The following is a 19,798-nucleotide window of genomic DNA, read 5'->3' as shown; positions in this document are numbered from 1 at the left end:
CGTCATCTGTTGATGAGCGATGGGAATGAAGACAGCGGCCTCAGCGTGCCTTGATCGGGGTGACGGTCGACGGGCATCCGTCGCGCTTGCACGGCAGGCTGTCGTCCCAGGACAGCAGTCGGACGACCATGTCGCCCGGCTGGGTCCGTGGATCGGTGCCCAAGCCCGCAACCCGCGCGTCGAGCGGCGCGGTCAGGGTGGCGATGGTCCGCCCGAACGGGTCGGTGACGATCGCCAACACATCGCCCTTCTTCACATATTGGTTCAACTTCACGCGCAGCTGCGCCCATCCCCCGCGCGGGCTGTCGACATTGGTCACGACATTGCCGAGAAAGGGTTCCGGATCGCGGATATCGGGCTTGCCCGGCAGCATCCCCCGGTCGATCATCACATTGCGTACGCCGCGCAGGCCCCGCGCGATCATCGCATTGTCGAACACCTCCGCACCGCCCAGCTCATAGGTGACGGCCGGGATGGCATTGGCATTCAGCATGTCCTCCACCGCGCCGTCGATGCCCGCATTCACATAGACACTGTCCGGTCGCAGCATCATCGCGATCCGCTTGGCGACCGGGGTCGCGACAAAGACATAGGCCGGATAGGCACCCCCGCGCGACTGGGTATGCAGGTCGATCGCGAAATCGGTATTGCCGGTAAAGACACGCGACCATAGCCGCCGGGCATAACGCTGCGCCGCATTGCCTTCATCGCCCTGCACATGCGGATCGCGCGGAATCAGGCGGTTGAGATTCTCGCCCGAACCATTGTGGCCGCCGGTAAAAGCGCGCGTCGAATTGCGCAGGCCCGGCGCATTGAGGCCGGGCATGGCGATCAGCGTCCCCTTCATAGTCGCTGGGTCGAGCCCTTCGACCAACTGGTGGATCACGCCAATGCCGTTCAGTTCGTCGCCATGGATGCCGGCGGTCAGCAGGAATCGGGGACCGGGCTGCGCCCCCTTCACCACGATGATCGGCACATAATAGCCCTGACCGATCTCATTATCGTCGACCCGAAGCCACAAGCGCGTCTTGCCGCCAGGCATGGTGGCGACGTCCAGCTTTTCGATGACCGGCGATCCGTCGATCCGGTCCCCCGGCTCGCCCGCCATCACGGCGGTGGGGACGGCGGCGAACAGCGCGACCGCCAGCAGGGGCCGAGCAAGAACGGGAAGCAGACGAGACATGGCGGCTCTCCAGGACGACAAGAGCAAAGCGTGCCATGTCGTTACGGGTGCGGCCAAGCGATAATCCGTCATGTCTTGATGCGTCCCGCTCATCACGGAAGGCGACATGAAGGATTTCGCAATTCTGTCAGGGAGGTAGCAGCTTCAGCCACGGTCCGCGTATCCATTGCTTCCATCCTGGGTGCGCCATTTCTCTATCCGTCCTGTTGACGGATGGGCATTGGGTTCGATTTTCTCGACCGCGACGCGATATCCTTCACGGTCTTTCGCCATCGTCCCGTGCCTGCTTTGCCACGTGCTGGCGCGTCAGGTGTCTGACCCCCGATTGGACGGTGTGATCCCGAACGCCGCAGGGTGGTGGACCTGGGGTCAGTTGCCTTCGGCGTCGACCGTGAATACCACCGGCTTGCCGCGCGACATGGGTTCCCAACCCGCTGCCAGAGCGGCCCGCACGCAACGCGAAATCGTTGCATCATCAAGCTGCAGACGACCGGGCGGCAAACCCCTCAACAGCCGCTTGGGTGCCGGAAACTCGACCCACGCCTCGCGCTTGGTGTTTTGCTGAACCAGGGAAATGGTCATCCCCTTCCAGCCTTCGTCATCGGAAAGATGCGGCTCACGCTGGAGGCGCCAATCATATTGGTCGCCATCGACGTTGACCGTACCGGTGTTGCTTTGGGATTTTGCCATGCGGCGGCCTCTAGCATGCCAGCTCGATCCACGCACAATTTCGCGTTCGCCGCAGCCCGGCGAGCCCGACCATGTGCGGCGATCGTCTCATATCCAGCATCGAAAAAGGCGGCATTGCGTATCGGGGCGGACTGCAAACCAGCGCCACGACCAGCATTTCAGGACTTCTCTTCCATCACGCGTCGCGCGCCGTTGCGGCAATTACCGCGCGGCGGGCGGCGCAGCGGGGACCGGTGGCTTGACGTAGCGGTCGAGCCAGTCGGTCATCTGCCACAGCGTCTCTTCGGTCGACTCCAGCGCGCGATAGCCATGCGGCTCGTTGGGGAGGACGACATAGCGCACCGTCGCGCCATTACCCTTCAGCGCGGCGTACATCCGCTCCGACTGGATGGGGAAGGTGCCGCTATTGTCGTCGGCGCCGCCATGGATCAGCAGGATCGGCGCCTTGATCCGGTCGGCATAGGTGAAGGGGCTCATTTTCGTATAGGTGTCGGTCGCCTGCCAATAGGTGCGCTGTTCGGCCTGGAAGCCGAAGGGGGTGAGGGTGCGGTTGTATGCGCCCGACCGCGCGATGCCAGCGCGGAACAACTTGGTGTGGGCGAGCAGATTGGCGGTCATGAACGCGCCGTAGCTGTGGCCGCCCACCGCCATGCGGGTCCGGTCGGCGACGCCCAGCTTGACGACCGCGTCGACCGCTGCCTGGGCATCGGCCTGAAGCTGCTGGACATAGGTGTCGTTGGCCTCCGCGCCGCCCTCGCCGATGATCGGCATGGCGGGGTTGTCGAGGATGGCATAGCCCTGGGTCAGCAGGAACAGATGGCTGATCCCGCGCGGCCGCACGAAGCGATTGCCCTGATCGACCGTCTGACCGGCGACCTTCGCATCGGTATATTCGGCCGGATAGGCCCAGAGCAGGGTCGGCAGGGGCCCGTCGCGCTTCGCATCATAACCGGCGGGCAGGTAAAGCGAGCCCGACAACGGCAGCCCGTCGGCGCGGGTGTAGGTGATCGTCCGCTGGGTCACGCCCGCAAAGACCGGTGCGGGATCGGTGAAGCGGGTGACCGGCTTCACGCCGCCGCCCTTTACGGAGCGGATCATGTAATTGGGGACCAGCGTCGCACTTTCACGCCGGGTCAGGATGCGCTGTCCCTGATCGTCGAGCATCGCGACGACGCTTTCGTAATAAGGAGCCTTGGCCGTCCACAGCCGGGTCTGCTCACTGCCGCTGAGGGGCATCGTCGCCAGGAAGGGGAAGGCCCCCGCCTTGGTCGCGCCTTCGCCGGTGACATAGACGGCGTCGTGCTTGGGCGTGAAGCGCATCACCGGCTTGCCCGCCGCATTTTCCTCCAGGACCGGGCGGCCGGGGTCGCCATATTGGTCCTGGTAATTGCGGGTCAGCAGCATGCGGGGCTCTCCGGGACGGGCAGGGGACACCGCCAGCCGATGTTCGGTGCGCGTGCGCCATTCGCGGTCGACGACCATCGCAAAGTCGTCATCGCCCCACATCGTCGTGGCATAGCGGGCAGGGGTCTTTGCCAGCTCGACCGGCTCGGCAGTGAAGGGGGCGGCCTGCATCATCACCTTGTCGTGAAAGGCGATCTTGGCCTTGGGGTTGCCGCCATCGAGTGCCTCGGCCCAGACCAGCGTGGCGGGCGCGTCCGAGCGCCATACCGCGTCCCGCGGGCCCTTGACGGTCGCATCGAAATCGACCGGCAGATCGTCTGCGAGCGGCCGGTCGACCAGCGTCTTCACCGGTTGCCCCTCGATCGTGGCGACCGCGATTTCCGTTGGGAAGAAGCGTGCAGGAAGAAGATAGGAATAGGGGCGCTTCAGCCGCTCGGTCAGCAGGTAGCGGCCATCGGGCGAAATGCTGAAGTCCGCGATCAGCCCCGGCGCGCCGATGGCTTGAGCGGCACCGGACAGGTCGACCCGGACGAGTTGGCCTGTGAAATAATAGTCGAACAGCGCCTCGTCATGCGCATCGCCGAGCAGGTCCTCATAGGTTCGCGCCGCCGATGTGCGGCCATGGCTTTCCTGTACGATCGGGCCTGCCGGGGTCGGGTCGGCGGCGGGCGGAGCGCTACGGTTGGGCGCGACCATATAGGCGATCAGTGCGCGGCTGTCGGGCGTCCAGGCGAAGGGCGTGCCGAACGTGCCGTTCAGCCCCTTGGCGATCGCCCGGGCCAATCCGTCGCGATCGGCGACCCAGAGCGAGAGGCCGTTCGGCTCCTGCACGTAAAAGGCCAGGTGGGCGCCGTCGGGCGACCAGTCCGGCGCGGCGAAGCGGGTGCCTTGGGGCAGCTTGACCGCGACCGTCCGGCCGCTCGCCACATCCTGGAAACTGAGCGCATTCAGCCACGCGACGCGCACCTCGGCCTGGCCGTTGGTGGCGGGGTCGATGCGGTATCCGCCCAGCCGTAGGATCGGCTTCGACAGATTGGCGATGGAGGGCAGGTTCTCGCGGCCCAGGATCGCCAGAGTGCGATGATCGGGGCTGAGTGCGACCGCCGGGGTCGGCGGCGTTTCCAGTGCCTTCGCGATGGCGTCGGGCGCGCGGTGATAGGGGGTGCCTGGTGTTTGCGCCTGTGCCAGGCCGGGGGCGGTGACGGCCGCGCTGGTTGCCAGAAAGACCGAGGCCAAACGAGTTCCGACGCGCATTCCCAACCCCTTGTTATGACGTGCAAAGGGGGTGTGGCACGCCCGCGCCGCCCACGCCAGACCCCGGCCGGGGAAATATCGGCTCGACCAAATCCTGCGTCGGAAGTTTTGCGACAGTTCGAGACATTTTGATACAAATATAGCATGGTAATATAGGAAAGAAATTTTACGAAAACTGACATGATGAAGATGTAATCTGTAGATGTTGAATATATAATCCTTTTAATTTGACGCTCGATCGCTGCGATAATTAGGGGCGGGAATTGGTCTGGCTGTGTGGCGGACCTGTATCCTTTCCAGGCGGATCATCCGCCATAATGTTGGGGTTCCGCGTGGCGCAAAGGACGATCCGTTATCTCTCGACCGTGGCCTTTGGTCTGATCGCCACCCCGGCGCTGGCCGATACGACCGTGGGCGGCGCGACCACCACGCCGCTCGCGACCTCGACCGCGGGGAATGTGACGATCGCCAGCGGCGGGTCGGTCACGCCGGGCGGGGCGGGAGCGGCCGTCACCATCGATAGCAACGCCACCGTGTCCAATGCCGGTTCAATCACGTCGAAAGACATCAGCAACAGTATCGGCATCCTGGCCAATCCCGGCGTCGCCAGCGGGATCACCAACAGCGGCTCGATCGCGCTGACCGAAAGCTATACGCGCACCGACACCAATGGCGACAGCGTGCTCGATGGGCCGTATGCGCAAGGGGCGGCCCGGTTCGGCATCCAGACGCTGGGCGCGTTCAACGGCACGATCACGAATAGCGGCACGATCACGGTCAACGGCAACACCAGCGCGGGCATCGCGCTCGGCGGACCATTGAACGGCAGCTTGGTCCATAGCGGCACGACCACGGTATACGGCGATGCCAGCTATGGCATTGTCACCGGCGCGGTGAACGGTGACGTGACGCTGGGCGGTTCGATCTCCACCTATGGCACGGGCAGCAGTGCGACGGTGTTGAACGGGGCGGTGTCCGGCGCGGTGAACGTGACCGCGACGATGGCGACCAGCGGCTATAGCTCGGTGACACTGCCGACCAGCGTGGCCAGCCTGACCGCGCAGAATCTGGCGCTGGGCGGCCCGACACTGTGGGTTGCGGGCAATGTCGGCGGCGGCGTCACCATCGCGGCGGCGACCAGCACGACGACCAACGGAACGACCACGACGACGGCGGGCACGCTGACCAATTATGGCAGTGCGCCCGCGCTTCAGATCGGGTCGGCCGGCAGCGCGACGACGATCGGCGCGATTGCGGGTGACACCGGCGGTTATAGCGTCGCGATCAATGGCACCGCGACCGGCTCGGGCGTCTATGCGGGCAATGCGACCAATGCGGTGCGTATCGGCGGCCTGGGCGGCGCCACCGCCCTGACCGGCGGCATGGTCGTGCGCGGCAGCGTTAGCGCGTTGTCCAATGCCGCCAGCGCGACGGGTATCTGGATCGGCAGCGGCACGACCGCGCCCGCGCTCGACAATAGCGGTATTGTAAATGCCAGCGGGGCGGGCGGCGCGGGCCAGGCATCGACGGCGGTGCTGATCGACACCGGCGCCTCGGTCGGGTCCATGACCAACAGCGGCTCGATCACCGCGCTGTCCGCCACTGGCGCGACCAGCTATGCGGTGCGCGACCTGTCGGGCACGCTGGCGTCGATCACGAACACCGGCACCATCCTTGCCAATGGCCAAGGCACCCCGATCGCGATGGACTTGTCGGCCAATGCGACCGGGACCAGCGTTATCCAGAATTTCCCGACGACCGGCAGCATCGCCCCTTCGATCACCGGCGCGATCCTGTTCGGCAGCGGCCCCGACAGCCTGACGATCAATGCGGGCAAGGTGGTGGGCAATGTCACCTTCGGCGCGGGCAGCAATGCGATGACGCTGGCCGGGGCGGGGACCTATAGCGGCATGGCCGATTTTGGCGGCGGCGCCTCGACGCTGGGCCTGTCGGGCACCTCCTCCTTTACCGGCGGGCTCGCCCATGCGGGCAACACCGCCGTCACGATCAATGGCGGCACGTTGAACCTGAGCGCCACGGGAACGACGACGATCGGCGCGTTGACGCTGAACGGCGGTACGCTGGGCGTGACGGTGAACGGAACGAGCGGCACCGCCAGCCTGCTCGACGTCACCGGCACCGCGACGATCGGCACGGGGGCGCAGGTCGCGGTGCTGGCGACCGCGCTGAACAATGCGGTCGGCAGCTATACCGTGCTGCAGGCGGGCACGCTGAACGGTGCGGCCAATCTGGGGCTGGCCGATCTCAGCCTGCCTTATTTGTTCACCGGCACGCTCGGCGCGGATGCCACCGGCCATGCCGTCATCGTCACCGTCGCGCGCAAGAGCGCCGCGCAACTCGGCCTGACCGGAGCGTTGGCGAGCCTTTATGACCCTGCCTATGCCGCCGCGCTGGGCGACGCGGCGGTGGGCGATACCTTCCTGTCCTGGGGCAATGGCACGCAGGTCGCGGCGGGGCTTCGCCAGATGCTGCCCGACGATGGCGGTGGCCATTTCGATTCGGTCAGCCTGTCGTCGCGCGCGCTCAACCGCATCCTGGCCGATCCCGAAATGCCGCCGCTGCGCCACAATGGTTATGCGGGCTGGTTGCAGCAGGTCGCCTGGGCCGACCGCAAGGGTACGGGCGGCAGCGCGGGGTATGACGTCAGCGGCTGGGGCCTGACCGGCGGCGTGGAACATGGCCTGGGCGACTTTGGCCGGGTGGGCGTGTCGGTGGCCTATCTGATCGGCATCAACGACGCGGTCGAAAATGCCGACACAATGACCAGCCAGGAATATAAAGGCGGTTTGTACTGGCGCGGCCAGTGGGGCGGGCTGCACGCCTTTGCGACCGGCATGATCGGCGCGATCAGCTTCGACGGTAACCGGACCTTCAACGGGACCAGCGGGGGCAACGCCTTCAGCCGCACCGCCAATGGCCGTTCGCGTGGGCGGACCTATGACGCGGCGGGCGGCCTGTCCTATCAGCTCGATATCGGCCGCCTGTACCTGCGCCCCCAGGCGACGATCGACTATGTCCGGCTGAACCAGAATGGCTATGCCGAGACCGGCGGCGGCGCGGGCTTCGACCTGATCCTGGCGGGGCGCAGCGCCTATGAGACGGGCGTCAACACGACGCTGGCGCTGGGCTACAACTTCCGCAAGCCCGATCCCGAGGACGGCGGCTTCCTGCGCGTCGAGGTCGAGGGCGGCGACCGCGCGCTGCTCAACAGCCATATGGACGCGACGGTGGCGAGCTTCGCCGGCGGCAGCGACTTCGCGCTGACGCCCGAGGCGCGCAAGGCGGGCTGGCTGGGCAATGTCCGGCTGAAGGGGGGCAGCCGCTATTTCGCCGTCAATGTCGATGTCGGCGAAGAGCGCCAGCAGGACCATACCGGCGTGGCGGGCAAGATGGGGCTGACACTCGCCTTTTGATGCGGCTCGTCCCGGCCCGCCCTGATGGCGGGCCGGGGGCCCTTCTTACCAGACGTGGACGCGCTTTTCGGGCGGCAGGTACAGCGCTTGGCCCGGCTGGACGTGGAACGGCGCGTACCAGGCGTCGAGGTTGCGCACGGTCAGCACGCGCCAAGGTGCTGGCGCGTGGACATCGGTGGCGATCCGCGCGCGCAGCGCCCGGTCGCGCATCTTGGTCCGCCAGCCTTGCGCAAAGGCCAGGAAGAAGCGCTGGTCGCCGGTCAGCCCGTCGATGACCGGCGCGGGCTTGCCGCCCAGCGAGGCCTTGTACGCTTCATAGGCGGCGGTCAGTCCGGCGACGTCGGCGATATTCTCGCCCAGTTCCTGTTCGCCGTTCAAGTGAAGACCGGGCAGCGCCTCATAGGCGCTGTACTGCGCGACCAGCGCCTGACCCGCGGCCTCGAACCGCTTCAGGTCGGCGGGCGTCCACCAATTGTGCAGGCGGCCCGTCGAGTCGAAATCGGCGCCCAGATTGTCGAAGCTGTGGCTGATCTCATGCCCGATCACCGATCCGATCGCGCCGTAATTGGCGGCCGCGTCGAACTTCGGGTCGAAATAGGGGCTCTCGAGGATGGCGGCCGGGAAGTTCAGCGCGTTCTGCAGCGGCAGGTTGACCGCGTTCACCGTCTGCGGCGTCATCCACCATTCGCTGCGGTCGACCGGCTTGCCCAGCTTCGACAGGTGATAGCGGTACAGGGCGAGCCGGGCGCGCTGGGCATTGCCGACGGGATCGTCGGCGCGCACCTCGAACTTCGGGTAATTCCACCAATGGTCGGGATAGCCGACCCCGACCTTCAGCACGGCCAGCTTGCGCCGCGCCTCCTTCTTGGTCGCGGGCGCCATCCAGTCGAGCGCGGCGATGCGCCGGTCGAAGGCACCGACGATGTTCTTCACCATCGCCTGGATTTCGGTCTTGGACGAGGCGGGGAAATAACGCTGGGCATAGATCTTGCCCACCGCCTCGCCCAGCGCGCCGTTGACCGCCGCGATCCCGCGCTTCTCGCGCGGTTGCTGCGCAGGCGTGCCGGTCAGGGTGCGGCCGTAAAAGCCGAACGAGGCGTCGTCGATCGCCTTGGGCAGCACGCTTGTGACCTGGTTGATCGTGTGGAAGGCCAGCCAGTCCTGCCAGCTTTGCAGCGGCTCGCTGGCGACCAGCGCCGACAGCTTGGTGATCGCCTCCGGCTGCCACGCGATGAAGTCGCGCTGCCCGGCGGGAAGGCCCGCCGCCGTCCAGAAGGCCGTCCAGTCCAGCCCCGGCGCGCGTTTGTCGAAATCGGCGCGGGTCCAGGGATTGTCGCCCTTATGCGCGTCCTGGCTGGCGATGATGTCGGTCTGGGCGGCGGCGATCTTCGTCTCGAGCGCGAAGACGCGGGCGGCGCGCGCTTGCGGATCGGAAAGCCCCGCCAGCTGCATCAGCTGGGTCAGATAGGCCTGATAAGCGTTGCGGATCTCCGCCATTTCGGGCTTGTCGGACAGGTAATAGTCGCGGTCGGGCAGGCCCAGGCCGCCCTGCATCAGATAGGGGACGTTGCGCGTCGGCTGGTTCAGGTCCTGGCTGACGAACAGGCCGAACAGGTCGTTGGTGCTGGCGTAGTTGTTGTTGTTGAACGGGTCGGTATCCGACCGCATCGCCGCGCCGATCGCGCGCGACAGGTCGCTCTTGTCCTTGATCGCGGCGATGGCGGAAAGGCTCGCCTGGATCGGTGTCAGCCCGCGCGCCTCGATACCGTTCGTGTCGGTATAGGCGGCATAATAATCGGCGATCCGCTGCTGGTCGCTGCCCGGTGCGCCCCTGGTCGCGGCGGCGCCCTTGATGATCGCGGCCGTGCGGGCCTCGGCGCGCAGCGACACGTCCAGCCCTACGCCGATCGACGAGCGGTCGGCGGGGATTTCGGCGGTCTTGCGCCAGCCGCCATTGGCATAGGTGTCGAAATTGTCGCCCGGCTTCACGCTGGGGTCCATATAGGCCTTGTCCACGCCCGGCAGATGGCCCGTTTGCGCGATGGCGGCGGTGGTGACGAGAAGGGCGGTGGCAAAGGCGAAGCGCTTCATGAGTGTCCTGCGATCCGGTGATGTTGGCGCGGATGGAGAACCCGTCGCCGGTCGGTGTCAAGTGAACGGCCTGTCATCTTAACCATGGCGGGCGCGGAACAATTGGCGGTCCTCGATGAGATAGACGAGCGCGAGCACACCCAGCCCGATGGCCAGATAGCCGATCGCCAGCGGATAGGTGGTGCCGTTATAGGCCTGGCCGATCGCCGAGCCGACGATGACCGCGCCGACGCTGGTAATGAAGCCTTGGATCGACGAGGCGGTGCCCGCGATATGGCCGACCGGCTCCATCGCCATCGCCCCGAAATTCGATCCGCACAGGCCGATGCACGTCATGCTGAGCGCCTGGAAGACCATATAGGTGATCAGCGTCTCGTGTCCCGCCGCGATGACGCCCAGATGCAGCACCGACAGCGCGATCAGCCCCAGCACCGCCGACTGCGAGATCAGCCGCGTGCCCAGCCGCTCGACCAACCGACTGTTGGCGAAGGAGGCGCAGCCCATGGAAAAGGCGCACAGCGCGAACAGGATGGTGAAGCGGTCGCCTGCGCCGAACTCGTCGACGAAAATTTGCTGGGCCGAGGAGACGAAGGCGATGACCCCGCCAAAGGTCATCGACGCACACACCGCATAGCCCGCCGAGAAACGGTTGGTCAGGGTCAGGCGATAGGCGTTCTTGAGCGACGCCAGCGACAAAGGCGAGCGTCGCGCGACGGGCAGCGATTCCGTCAGCCGCAGCGCCGACCAGGCCAGCACGAAGGCAGCGAAACCGGCCAGCGCGTAGAAGATGAACCGCCACGGCCCGAACCCCAGCAGCAACTGGCCCAGGCTGGGTGCCATGATCGGCACCAGGAAGAAGATCATCTGTGCGATCGACAGGGTGCGCGCCATCTGGCGGCCGGAAAACCGGTCGCGCACGATCGCCACCGCCAGCACGCGGGTGGAGGCCGACATCAGCCCCTGCAACACCCGCGCGCCGAGCAGCGCCGGAAAGGTCTGCGACCCCGCCGCAAAGATGCTGGCGCCCACGAACCCGGTCAGCGTCACCAGCAGGATCGGCCGTCGCCCATAACGATCGGCGAGCGGGCCATAGACCAGCTGACCCGCGCCGAAGCCCAGCATATAGACGGTGATGATCCATTGCCGGTGGTTGGCGGTGGCGATCCCCAGCTGGCGACCCATATCGGCAAGCGCTGGCAGCATCAGGTCGACGCCCAGGGCGTTGACCGCCATCAGGGCCGCGATGAAGGCGACATATTCGCCCGCGCGCATGGGGGCGCGCTCAGTCTGATCCGTCATGATGGTCCGTCTAGGGATGCCAGGTGGCGGTGACCATGGCTAAATCCCGAAAGGCGAACGACATTGATGCCCCTCTCTCCCCTTGATAGGGGAGAGGGTTAGCTGGGTTTCCTAAACGGCATTCGGCCCTTCGCTGGAAGGGGGGGATGCGTTCTGCGGCGCCCCCTTCCGACGGCGGATTTACTTCACCAGCTCGAACGTCCCGTGCGCGCCGTCGGCCTGCGCCGAGGGCGCGATCCACACGTCGAAGGTGCCGGGCTCGACCGTCGGGCGCAGGTCGGTGCCCAGGAACTCGAGCTGGGCACGGGTCAGGGTGAAGCTGACCCGCTCGCTCTTGCCCGGTGCTAGCGCGACCTTGCGGAACGCCTTTATCTCGCGCACCGGCCGGGTGATGCTGGCCACTCGGTCGCGGATGTAGAGCTGGACCAGTTCCTCGCAGGCCCGCGTGCCGGTGTTGGTCACGGTTGCCGATACGGTGATCCGCCCGTCCCAGGCCAGGCTGGTGGGCACGTCAGCGGCGTCATAGCTGACCTTGCCATAGGTCAGCCCATGGCCGAACGAATAGAGCGCGGCATTGGGCGCGGTCCGCCACTGGGTCTTGTAGGGCACGCGCGCACCGGCAGGGGCGGGGCGGCCGGTCTCCTTGTGCGCGTAATAATAGGGTTCCTGCCCGCTTTCATAGGGGAAGCTCAGCGGCAGACGGCCCGAGGGGCCGACCTTGCCGAACAGCACGTCGGCAATGGCATGACCGGTTTCCGATCCCAGGAACCAGGTGACCAGGATCGCGGGCGCGTCCTTGACCGCGCCCTCCAGCGCCAGGCCGCGACCGTTCTTCAGCAGCACGACGATCGGCTTGCCCGTCTTCGCCACCGCCTCGGCCAGCGCCATCTGGGGGGCGGGCACGGTGATCGAAGTGCGCGACTGCGCCTCGCCCGACATGCTCTCGCTCTCGCCGATCGCCAGCACCACCACATCGGCCGCTTGCGCCGCCGCGACCGCCGCCTCGATCCCGCCGGGCAGCGCGTCCTCGACGCCCGAGCCCTGCGTGACCGTCACGTTCTTCGCGCCCGCCGCGCGCAGGCCGGTCACCAGATCGATCGCCTGATTGTTGTCGCCATACACCACCCACGGCCCGTTCAGGTCATGCTGGCCGTTGGCGAAGGGGCCGATCAGCGCGATTTTGCGGGCGGGGTCGAGTGGCAACAGGTCGCCGTCATTCTTCAGCAGCACCATCGATTTCTGCGCCGCCTCGCGCGACAGGGCGATGGCGGCCTTGGTCCGCGAACGCGCCGTTTCGCGCTTGCGGTCGATGCGGCGGAAGGGGTCGTCGAACAGGCCGAGCATCTGCTTGACCGCCAGCACGCGGCGGACCGAGCGGTCGAGCACCTCTTGCGGCACCGCGCCCTCACGCACCAGGCTGGGCAGGTGGAGCGCATACAGGTTCGACTGCATGCTCATGTCGACACCCGCCAGGAAGGCGATGCGCGCCGCATCCTTGCCGTCCTTGGCGAAGCCCGCCGCGATCATCTCCTCGTCGCCGGTATAGTCGGAGACGATGATGCCGGGGAATTTCCACTCGTCGCGCAGGACCTGCTTCATCAGCCAGGGATTGCCGGTCGAGGGGATGCCATTGATCTCGTTGAACGAAGCCATGCCGCTCATCGCGCCCGCGTCGAACCCGGCCTTATAGGGCGGCAGATAGACTTCGCGCAGCGTCCGCTCGGACATGTCGACGATGTTGTAGTCGAGGCCGCTCTCCGCCGCGCCGTACGCCGCGAAATGCTTGATGCAGGCCATCACCGCATCGTCGGCGGCCAGGTTCTTGCCTTGGAAGCCCTTCACCCGGGCGATGGCGAAGAGCTGGCCCAGCATCGGGTCTTCCCCTGCGCCCTCCATGGTCCGGCCCCAGCGCTGGTCGCGCGCGATGTCGACCATCGGGAAGAAGGTCCAGTCGATGCCCGCACCCGCCGCCTCATAAGCCGCCATGCGCGCGGTGCGCATCGCCAGATCGGGGTCGAAGCTGGCGGCCTCGGCGACCGGCACCGGGAAGATGGTGCGATGGCCATGGATGACGTCGGCGGCGAAGATCAGCGGGATCTTCAGGCGCGAATCGCGCATCACCGCGCCCTGCATCCGTCGCGCCATCTCCGCGCCGTTGCCGTTGAACACGCCGGTCAGCTTGCCCGCGATGGCATCGGCCAGCTGTCCCTCGAAGCTGGGGCCATTGGACGGCGGGTTGAGCGCGGTGGCGACGCCGCCGCCCCAGGCGGCCGCGTTCAGTTGCAACTGCCCGGCCTTTTCCTCCAGCGTCATCTTGGCCAGGATCGCCTCGACCGCAGGCGACAGGGTGGCGCCATCGGCCTGCGCCAGCAGCGCGCGGGCGGGGCTGGCCGCCCAGGCGGCGACGGTGCCCATGCCCAGCAGCGCGGCGCGGCGCGAAATGGTGTTGTCGGACATCGGCCTTCTACTCCCCTAAACCACGGCGAACGTTCGGACGTTTCGCATTACAGCATGGATGTTGACGCTATTGTGTAACCGGTTACACAGGCGATCGGCATCGCACAAGATGCGACACATGCTATAGCGGGTTTCCTCGCGCATTTTGCGGGGAAGGGGAGGAATGTGAGGCAGTCATCGGCCACGATCCGTGACGTGGCGCGCGAGGCGGCGGTATCGGTCGCCTCGGTGTCGCGGGCGATGAACGGACATAGCAGCGTGCATCCGGACACGCGCGAGCGGGTGATGGCCGCCGCGCGCTCGCTGGGCTATGTCCCCCATGCGGGCGCGCGCAGCCTGTCGCTGTCGCGCAGCCATGCGATCGGTGTCGTCCTACCCGACCTGCACGGCGAGTTCTTTTCCGAGATCGTGCGCGGCATGGACCGCGAGGTGACGGCGCGCGGCTATCACCTGCTGCTGTCCAACATGCATGCCGATGCCGAACGCGCGGCGCAGGCGGTGCGATCGATGCGCGGCCGCGTGGACGGGCTGATCGTCATGGCGCCGCAACTGGTCGCGGGCGGACTGGACGAGGCGCTGCCGCTGGGCGTGCCCGCCGTCTTGATCAACTCCCAGCACGGCCCGGGCCGCGCGTCGTTCCACATCGACAATGCGGCGGGAATCGCGGCGAGCGTCGAACATCTGGTGGCGCAGGGGCGGCGACGGCTGGTCCATGTCTCGGGCCCGTTCGGCAATATCGATGCGGACGAGCGGCGGCAGGGCTATCTGTCCGCCATGGCGCGACTGGTGCCCGAGGTGGAGCCGATCGTGATCGAGGGCGATTTCCACGAGGATTCGGGCGTGACGGCGATGGCCGAGATGGCCAAACGGGGCATGGTCTATGACGGCATCGTGGCGGCCAACGACATGATGGCGCTGGGCGTCCTCAGCGTGCTGCGCGAGCGGCGGGTCGATGTGCCGGGTGCGGTCGCGGTCACCGGCTTCGACGACATCCCGCTGGCCCGTTATCTGGGCCTGACCACGATCCGCGCGCCGCTGGCCGAGATGGGCGAGCGCGCCGTCGCCCGGTTGGTCGATGCGCTGGAGGGCGGGACGCTGGCGCTGGAGACACAGACCATCGCGACCGAATTGGTGATCCGCGCGACCAGCCCGGCGGGGGCGGCATGACGGGGGCGGCGCATCCCAATTCGCCGATCAAGACCGTCACCATCGTCGGCGGCGGCACCGCCGGGTGGATGGCGGCGGCCTTGCTGTCGCGGCTGCTGCTCGGCGCCTACACGATCCGGCTGATCGAGTCGGAGGAGATCGGCACGATCGGGGTGGGCGAGGCGACCATTCCCGCCATCCGCACCTTCAACGGGCTGGCCGGGATCGACGAGTTCGAGATGGTCCGCGCGACCCAGGCGACCTTCAAGCTGGGCATCGAGTTCCGCAACTGGCGCGCGCCGGGACACAGCTATATTCACGGTTTCGGCAAGATCGGGCAGGACCTCTACTGGCTGCACTGCCATCAATTCTGGCTGAAGGAAGCGGCGCGGGGTCGCGCGAAGCATTTCGACCATTATGCGCTGAACACGCTGGCGGCGCGGATGAACCGCTTCACCATGCCCGATCCGGCGCATCCGAACTCGCCCATCGCCGATATCGACTATGCCTATCATTTCGACGCCTCGCTCTATGCGCGCTATCTGCGGATGCGGGCGGAGAAGGCGGGGGTCGAGCGGATTGAGGGGCGGATCGTCGCCGCCAATCGGCGGGCAAGTGATGGCCATCTCGATCATGTCGTGCTGGCCGATGGGCGCACCGTCGACGGCGACCTGTTCATCGACTGCTCGGGCATGCGCGGCCTGCTGATCGGCGAGGCGATGGGCGTCGGCTATGAGGATTGGAGCCAGTGGCTGCTCTGCGACCGGGCACTGGCGGTGCCGAGCGCGCGGGGCAGTGGGCCGCTGACGCCCTATACCCGCTCGACCGCGCATGGAGCTGGCTGGCAATGGCGCATTCCGTTGCAGCATCGGACCGGCAACGGCCATGTCTATAGCAGCCGGTTCGTGTCGGACGACGAGGCGACGGCGACGCTTCTGGCGAATCTCGATACGCCGGCGCTGGGGGACCCGCGCCCCGTGCGGTTCCGGCCAGGCAAGCGGACCCGCGCCTGGGAAAAGAACGTCGTCGCGCTGGGGCTGGCGGGGGGATTGCTGGAGCCGCTGGAATCGACCAGCATCCATCTGATCCAGACCGGGCTGCTGCGGCTGCTGGCGCTGTTTCCGGGGCGCGGGTTCCACGCGGCGGACATGGCCGAATATAATCGCCAGACCGATTTCGAGTATCGCGACGTGCGCGACTTCATCATCGCGCATTACAAGGTGACGCTGCGCGAGGACACGCCCTTCTGGCAGTATATGCGCCATATGGACGTGCCCGACAGCCTGGCTGAACGCATCGAGCTGTTCCGCTCCTCGGCACGCTTCTTCATGCACGGCAAGGCCGAGCTGTTCCGCGAGGAAAGCTGGGTGCAGGTGCTGCTGGGGCAGGGGCTCGACGCGCAATACGACCCGATGGTCGACATGATCCCCGACGCACAGACCACCGCCTTTCTGAGCGACGTCGAAGAGGTGATCGCCGAGGTGGCGAGCAGCCTGCCCACCCATGAGACGTTCATCGCCCGCCATTGCCAGGCCCCGCCGCTCCAAGGCTGACCGATGCGTCACCTGTGACGTTTGCGCAACAGCCGTCACGATAGTGAAATGGAATTCACAACGACGGTTGTAACCGGTTACGCGCGCAAGTAACCGGTTTCATAAGCCTCTCCCAACTGGTCGGTCGGCGCGTGCGCGCCAGGTCGGCCGGGGGCAGGAAGGGGCGGCAAGGGATGACAAGGAGGGGACTGAAATGGCATCCACTATCGATCGCGCGCGCATGAGCCGTGGAATCTCGGCGCTGGCGATGGCCGCTGCACTGGTCGTCAGTGCACCGGCCTATGCCCAGGCGACGGGCACGTTGCGCGGCCATGTCGAGGGCGCCTCGGCCGGCACCTCCGTCAAGATCACCGATCTGACCACTGGCCAGGTCATCACCGTGCGCACCAACGCGTCGGGTGACTATACCATCCCCGGCATCCGCCCCAGCACTTATCGCGTCGAGGTTCAGGGCCAGCAACCCGAACAGGTCGTGGTGCCGATCGGCCAGATCATCACCGCCGATATCGGTGAACCCGCAGGGAGCGAGGTCGCCGCCGGTGGCGCGGCTTCGGGCGATGTCGTCGTGACCGGCCGCCGCACCCAGGAAGTGCGCACCGCCGAGGTCTCGACCAACGTCTCGCAGCAGCAGATCGAAAGCCTGCCACAGAGCGACCGCAACTTCCTGAACTTTGCCGCGCTGGCACCGGGCGTCGCGGTGACGCCGGGTCGTGGCAACCGCCAGGTCCAGGCAGGCGGCGTCAGCGCCGACAACGTCAACGTCTTCATCGATGGCCTGTCCTTGAAGAACCAGGTCAATCACGGCGGCGTCGCGGGCCAGAATTTCAGCCAGGGCAATCCCTTCCCGCAGCTGGCGGTGCAGGAATTCAAGGTCGATACCCAGAACTACAAGGCCGAGTATGAGCAGGCCGGGTCGGCGATCATCACCGCGGTGACCAAGACCGGCGGCGACAGCTATCACGGCACGCTGTTCGGCGAGTGGCAGCCGAGCTCGTTCTACGGCACGAAATATTTCGATCGTCCGGGTCAGAAGAACAACCAGGACGGCACACGCGATCTCGGCAAGTTCGATCGCAAGCAATATGGCGCCGATCTGGGCGGCCCGATCATCAAGGACGTGCTGCACATCTACGGCGCGTTCGAGGCGACCGACCAGAAGGCTCCCTCGGCGGCGGTGCTGCTCGGCCAGACGGTGTCCGCTGATCCGACCCAGAATGTCCCGCAGGCGATCGCCAATCAGTATAATGGCAGCTATCCGCAGGATTTCAGTCAGCGTCTCTATTTCGGCAAGCTGACCGGCTATGTGTCGGCGGCCGATACGGTCAATCTCAGCGGCTTCTTCCGCCGCGAAAGCAATCTGGCTGATTTCGGCGGCACCTCGGTCCCGTCGCACGGCCATCTGCTCCAGTCGAAGATCGACCTCTATCAGCTCGAATGGAACCATCGTGGCGACCATTGGCTGAACGAGCTGACCATCGCCTATAACAGCGTGTTCAACGGCACGCCGCGCACCAGCTCCGGCCCCGAAATCAATCTCGGCAAGCCCGGCGCGGTCGTCGCACAGCTCGGCACCAATGGGTTCGAGCAGTTCGACAACCAGAAGACCTGGACGTTCAAGAACAACGTCACCTTCTTCGGCGACCGCCATGTCGTGAAGGCGGGCGTGAAGGTCTCGCTGAACGACCTGTCGCGCGCCGAGGACAATCTGGGCAATGGCGGCTATTATTTCCAGCCATCGACCTTCACGAGCTTCGACGCCTCGACCCCGCAACAGGCGGCGATTTCGGTGGTGCCGGTGCGCCCCGCGACCGCGAAGGATACGCAGATCGGTCTGTTCGTGCAGGACGACTGGACGGTCGACGACCACCTGACCATCAACGCCGGTCTTCGCTGGGATTACGAAACCAACGCGAAGAACGAGAAGTTCGTCACGCCGACCGGCATCGCCAATGCTTTGCGCAACTATCAGCCTTGGCAGGCGGCGGGGATCAACCCGAACGACTATATCTCCACCGGCAGCAACCGGAAGCCTTATTGGAAGGCGTTCCAGCCGCGTCTCGGCATTTCCTATGACCTGAACGGCGACCGCGACACGATCTTCTTTGCGGGTGCCGGGCGCTATTATGACCGGCCGCTCTTCATCGCGTCGGGCATCGAGACGGTGAAGCAGCTTTATCAGCAGACCGTCACGCTCAGCTTCTGCGACGGCCCCGGCCAGCCGAGCTGCGCCAGCATCCGCGCGACCAACAACGGCGCGCTGCCCGCCGCGACGCTGGCGTGGAACAACAACTACAAGAATGTCGACGCGTTGCGCGCCGCGGCGACCGCCACGGGCGTTGGTGGCGAGGTCTGGCTGCTCAACAACGATACCAAGCTGCCCTATTCGGACCAGTTCAACATCGGCTTCCGCAAGCGGCTGGGCGTGGTCCAGACCTCGGTGACGTTCAGCCATGTCCGCTATCACAACATCTTCAAATATGTGCGCGGCAACCGCCTGCCCAGCGGGCAATATACCAGCCAGGGCGATCAGTGGATCGAGGACAACTTCCCCGCCCAGGGCATCCTGCCCGGTTATAGCGGCAAGCTGAACATCGGCTCGAACGCAGGGAAGGCGGAGTATAACGCGCTCTACTTCACCGCCGAAAAGCCGTTCGTGACCGGCTCGAAATGGGGCTTCACCGCAACGCTGACCGTGCAGCAGGCCAAGAGCAACGTCGCCCAGGAATTGCAGGGCGACGAATTCTACAACGGACCGCGCATGGATGCCTATGGCTGGAATTATGTCGCGGGCGTCGAAAAGTGGCGTTTCGTCGGCACCGGCATCGCCAAGGGGCCCTGGGATACCAAGATTTCGGTCACCGGCACGTTCAGCTCGGGTCCGTCCTTCGGCCAGGTCATCTTCCCGGCCGTGAAGCCGGAGAATGCCTGCTGCTACGGCAATTTCGGCGGCGTGTTCTGGCCCGATCAGATCGTCGGCTATGCCTCGGTCGACCTGCGTATCGCCAAGAACTTCCAAATGCCTTGGGGCCACGATCTGGAAGTCAACTTTGCCGCGTTCAACTTGTTCGACTCGGTCAACCGGACCTATTCGGCCTGGGGTGCGGGCTCGGGCCTGAACCCGACCAAGCGCGAATTCGACACGACCGGCGTGCCGCGCTCGTTCCAGGTCGGGGCGCGTTACAAGTTCTGAGGCGCGAGGGCGGCTTTCGTCGTCGCCCTTCTTTCAAGGGGCACAGCAAAATCCGCTGCTCCGCCCCGGCGACGGCCGGGGCCCAGTTGGGGAAGCA

10 protein-coding genes are annotated in these 19,798 nt (G+C 66.0%); 4 read left to right on the top strand and 6 right to left on the bottom strand.

Going from position 1 to position 19,798, the window contains the following annotated elements:
* Nucleotides 1-40: 40 nt before the first annotated feature.
* The 3 genes from SB4_RS06610 to SB4_RS06600 form a co-directional block, all read right to left on the bottom strand.
* Complete coding sequence (locus SB4_RS06610) at nt 41-1,183, bottom strand: succinylglutamate desuccinylase/aspartoacylase family protein (RefSeq protein WP_058751927.1); 1,143 nt, start codon at nt 1,181-1,183, stop codon at nt 41-43.
* Nucleotides 1,184-1,552: 369 nt separating this feature from the next.
* Nucleotides 1,553-1,873: a hypothetical protein gene (locus tag SB4_RS06605; protein ID WP_058751926.1), complete on the bottom strand. Its 321-nt coding sequence runs from the start codon at nt 1,871-1,873 to the stop codon at nt 1,553-1,555.
* A 201-nt stretch (nt 1,874-2,074) separates the two neighbouring features.
* Nucleotides 2,075-4,531, bottom strand: a complete 2,457-nt coding sequence (locus SB4_RS06600) for a S9 family peptidase (protein WP_058751925.1) — start codon at nt 4,529-4,531, stop codon at nt 2,075-2,077.
* 332 nt (nt 4,532-4,863) lie between these two features.
* Between SB4_RS06600 and SB4_RS06595 the strand changes: the two genes are divergently transcribed.
* Nucleotides 4,864-7,965, top strand: a complete 3,102-nt coding sequence (locus tag SB4_RS06595) for an autotransporter outer membrane beta-barrel domain-containing protein (protein WP_193753750.1) — start codon at nt 4,864-4,866, stop codon at nt 7,963-7,965.
* 45 nt (nt 7,966-8,010) lie between these two features.
* Here SB4_RS06595 and SB4_RS06590 read toward each other — a convergent pair whose 3' ends face one another.
* The 3 genes from SB4_RS06590 to SB4_RS06580 form a co-directional block, all read right to left on the bottom strand.
* Nucleotides 8,011-10,056 (bottom strand): M13 family metallopeptidase, encoded by a 2,046-nt coding sequence (locus tag SB4_RS06590; RefSeq protein ID WP_058751923.1) that lies wholly within the window; start codon nt 10,054-10,056, stop codon nt 8,011-8,013.
* A 78-nt stretch (nt 10,057-10,134) separates the two neighbouring features.
* Entirely contained in the window at nt 10,135-11,328 is a 1,194-nt protein-coding gene (locus SB4_RS06585; protein WP_058751922.1) for a multidrug effflux MFS transporter, read from the bottom strand.
* A gap of 207 nt (nt 11,329-11,535) precedes the next feature.
* Nucleotides 11,536-13,812 (bottom strand): glycoside hydrolase family 3 N-terminal domain-containing protein, encoded by a 2,277-nt coding sequence (locus SB4_RS06580; RefSeq protein WP_058751921.1) that lies wholly within the window; start codon nt 13,810-13,812, stop codon nt 11,536-11,538.
* A 165-nt stretch (nt 13,813-13,977) separates the two neighbouring features.
* Here SB4_RS06580 and SB4_RS06575 point away from each other — a divergent pair, with 165 nt between their 5' ends.
* The 3 genes from SB4_RS06575 (at nt 13,978) to SB4_RS06565 (ending at nt 19,701) form a co-directional block, all read left to right on the top strand.
* Nucleotides 13,978-14,979 (top strand): LacI family DNA-binding transcriptional regulator, encoded by a 1,002-nt coding sequence (locus SB4_RS06575; protein ID WP_058751920.1) that lies wholly within the window; start codon nt 13,978-13,980, stop codon nt 14,977-14,979.
* The gene (locus tag SB4_RS06570) at nt 14,976-16,511 is read left to right on the top strand and encodes a tryptophan halogenase family protein (RefSeq protein WP_058751919.1); all 1,536 of its coding nucleotides are present in this window, start codon (nt 14,976-14,978) and stop codon (nt 16,509-16,511) included. The genes SB4_RS06575 and SB4_RS06570 overlap by 4 nt, the downstream gene beginning before the upstream one ends.
* A gap of 193 nt (nt 16,512-16,704) precedes the next feature.
* Nucleotides 16,705-19,701, top strand: a complete 2,997-nt coding sequence (locus tag SB4_RS06565; RefSeq protein ID WP_058751918.1) for a TonB-dependent receptor — start codon at nt 16,705-16,707, stop codon at nt 19,699-19,701.
* The last annotated feature ends 97 nt before the right edge of the window (nt 19,702-19,798 follow it).

Source organism: Sphingomonas sanguinis (assembly GCF_001476905.1).
GTDB lineage: Bacteria > Pseudomonadota > Alphaproteobacteria > Sphingomonadales > Sphingomonadaceae > Sphingomonas > Sphingomonas sanguinis_B.
Note: the sequence above shows the minus strand (reverse complement) of the source record. Positions and strands in the feature narration are given on the sequence as shown.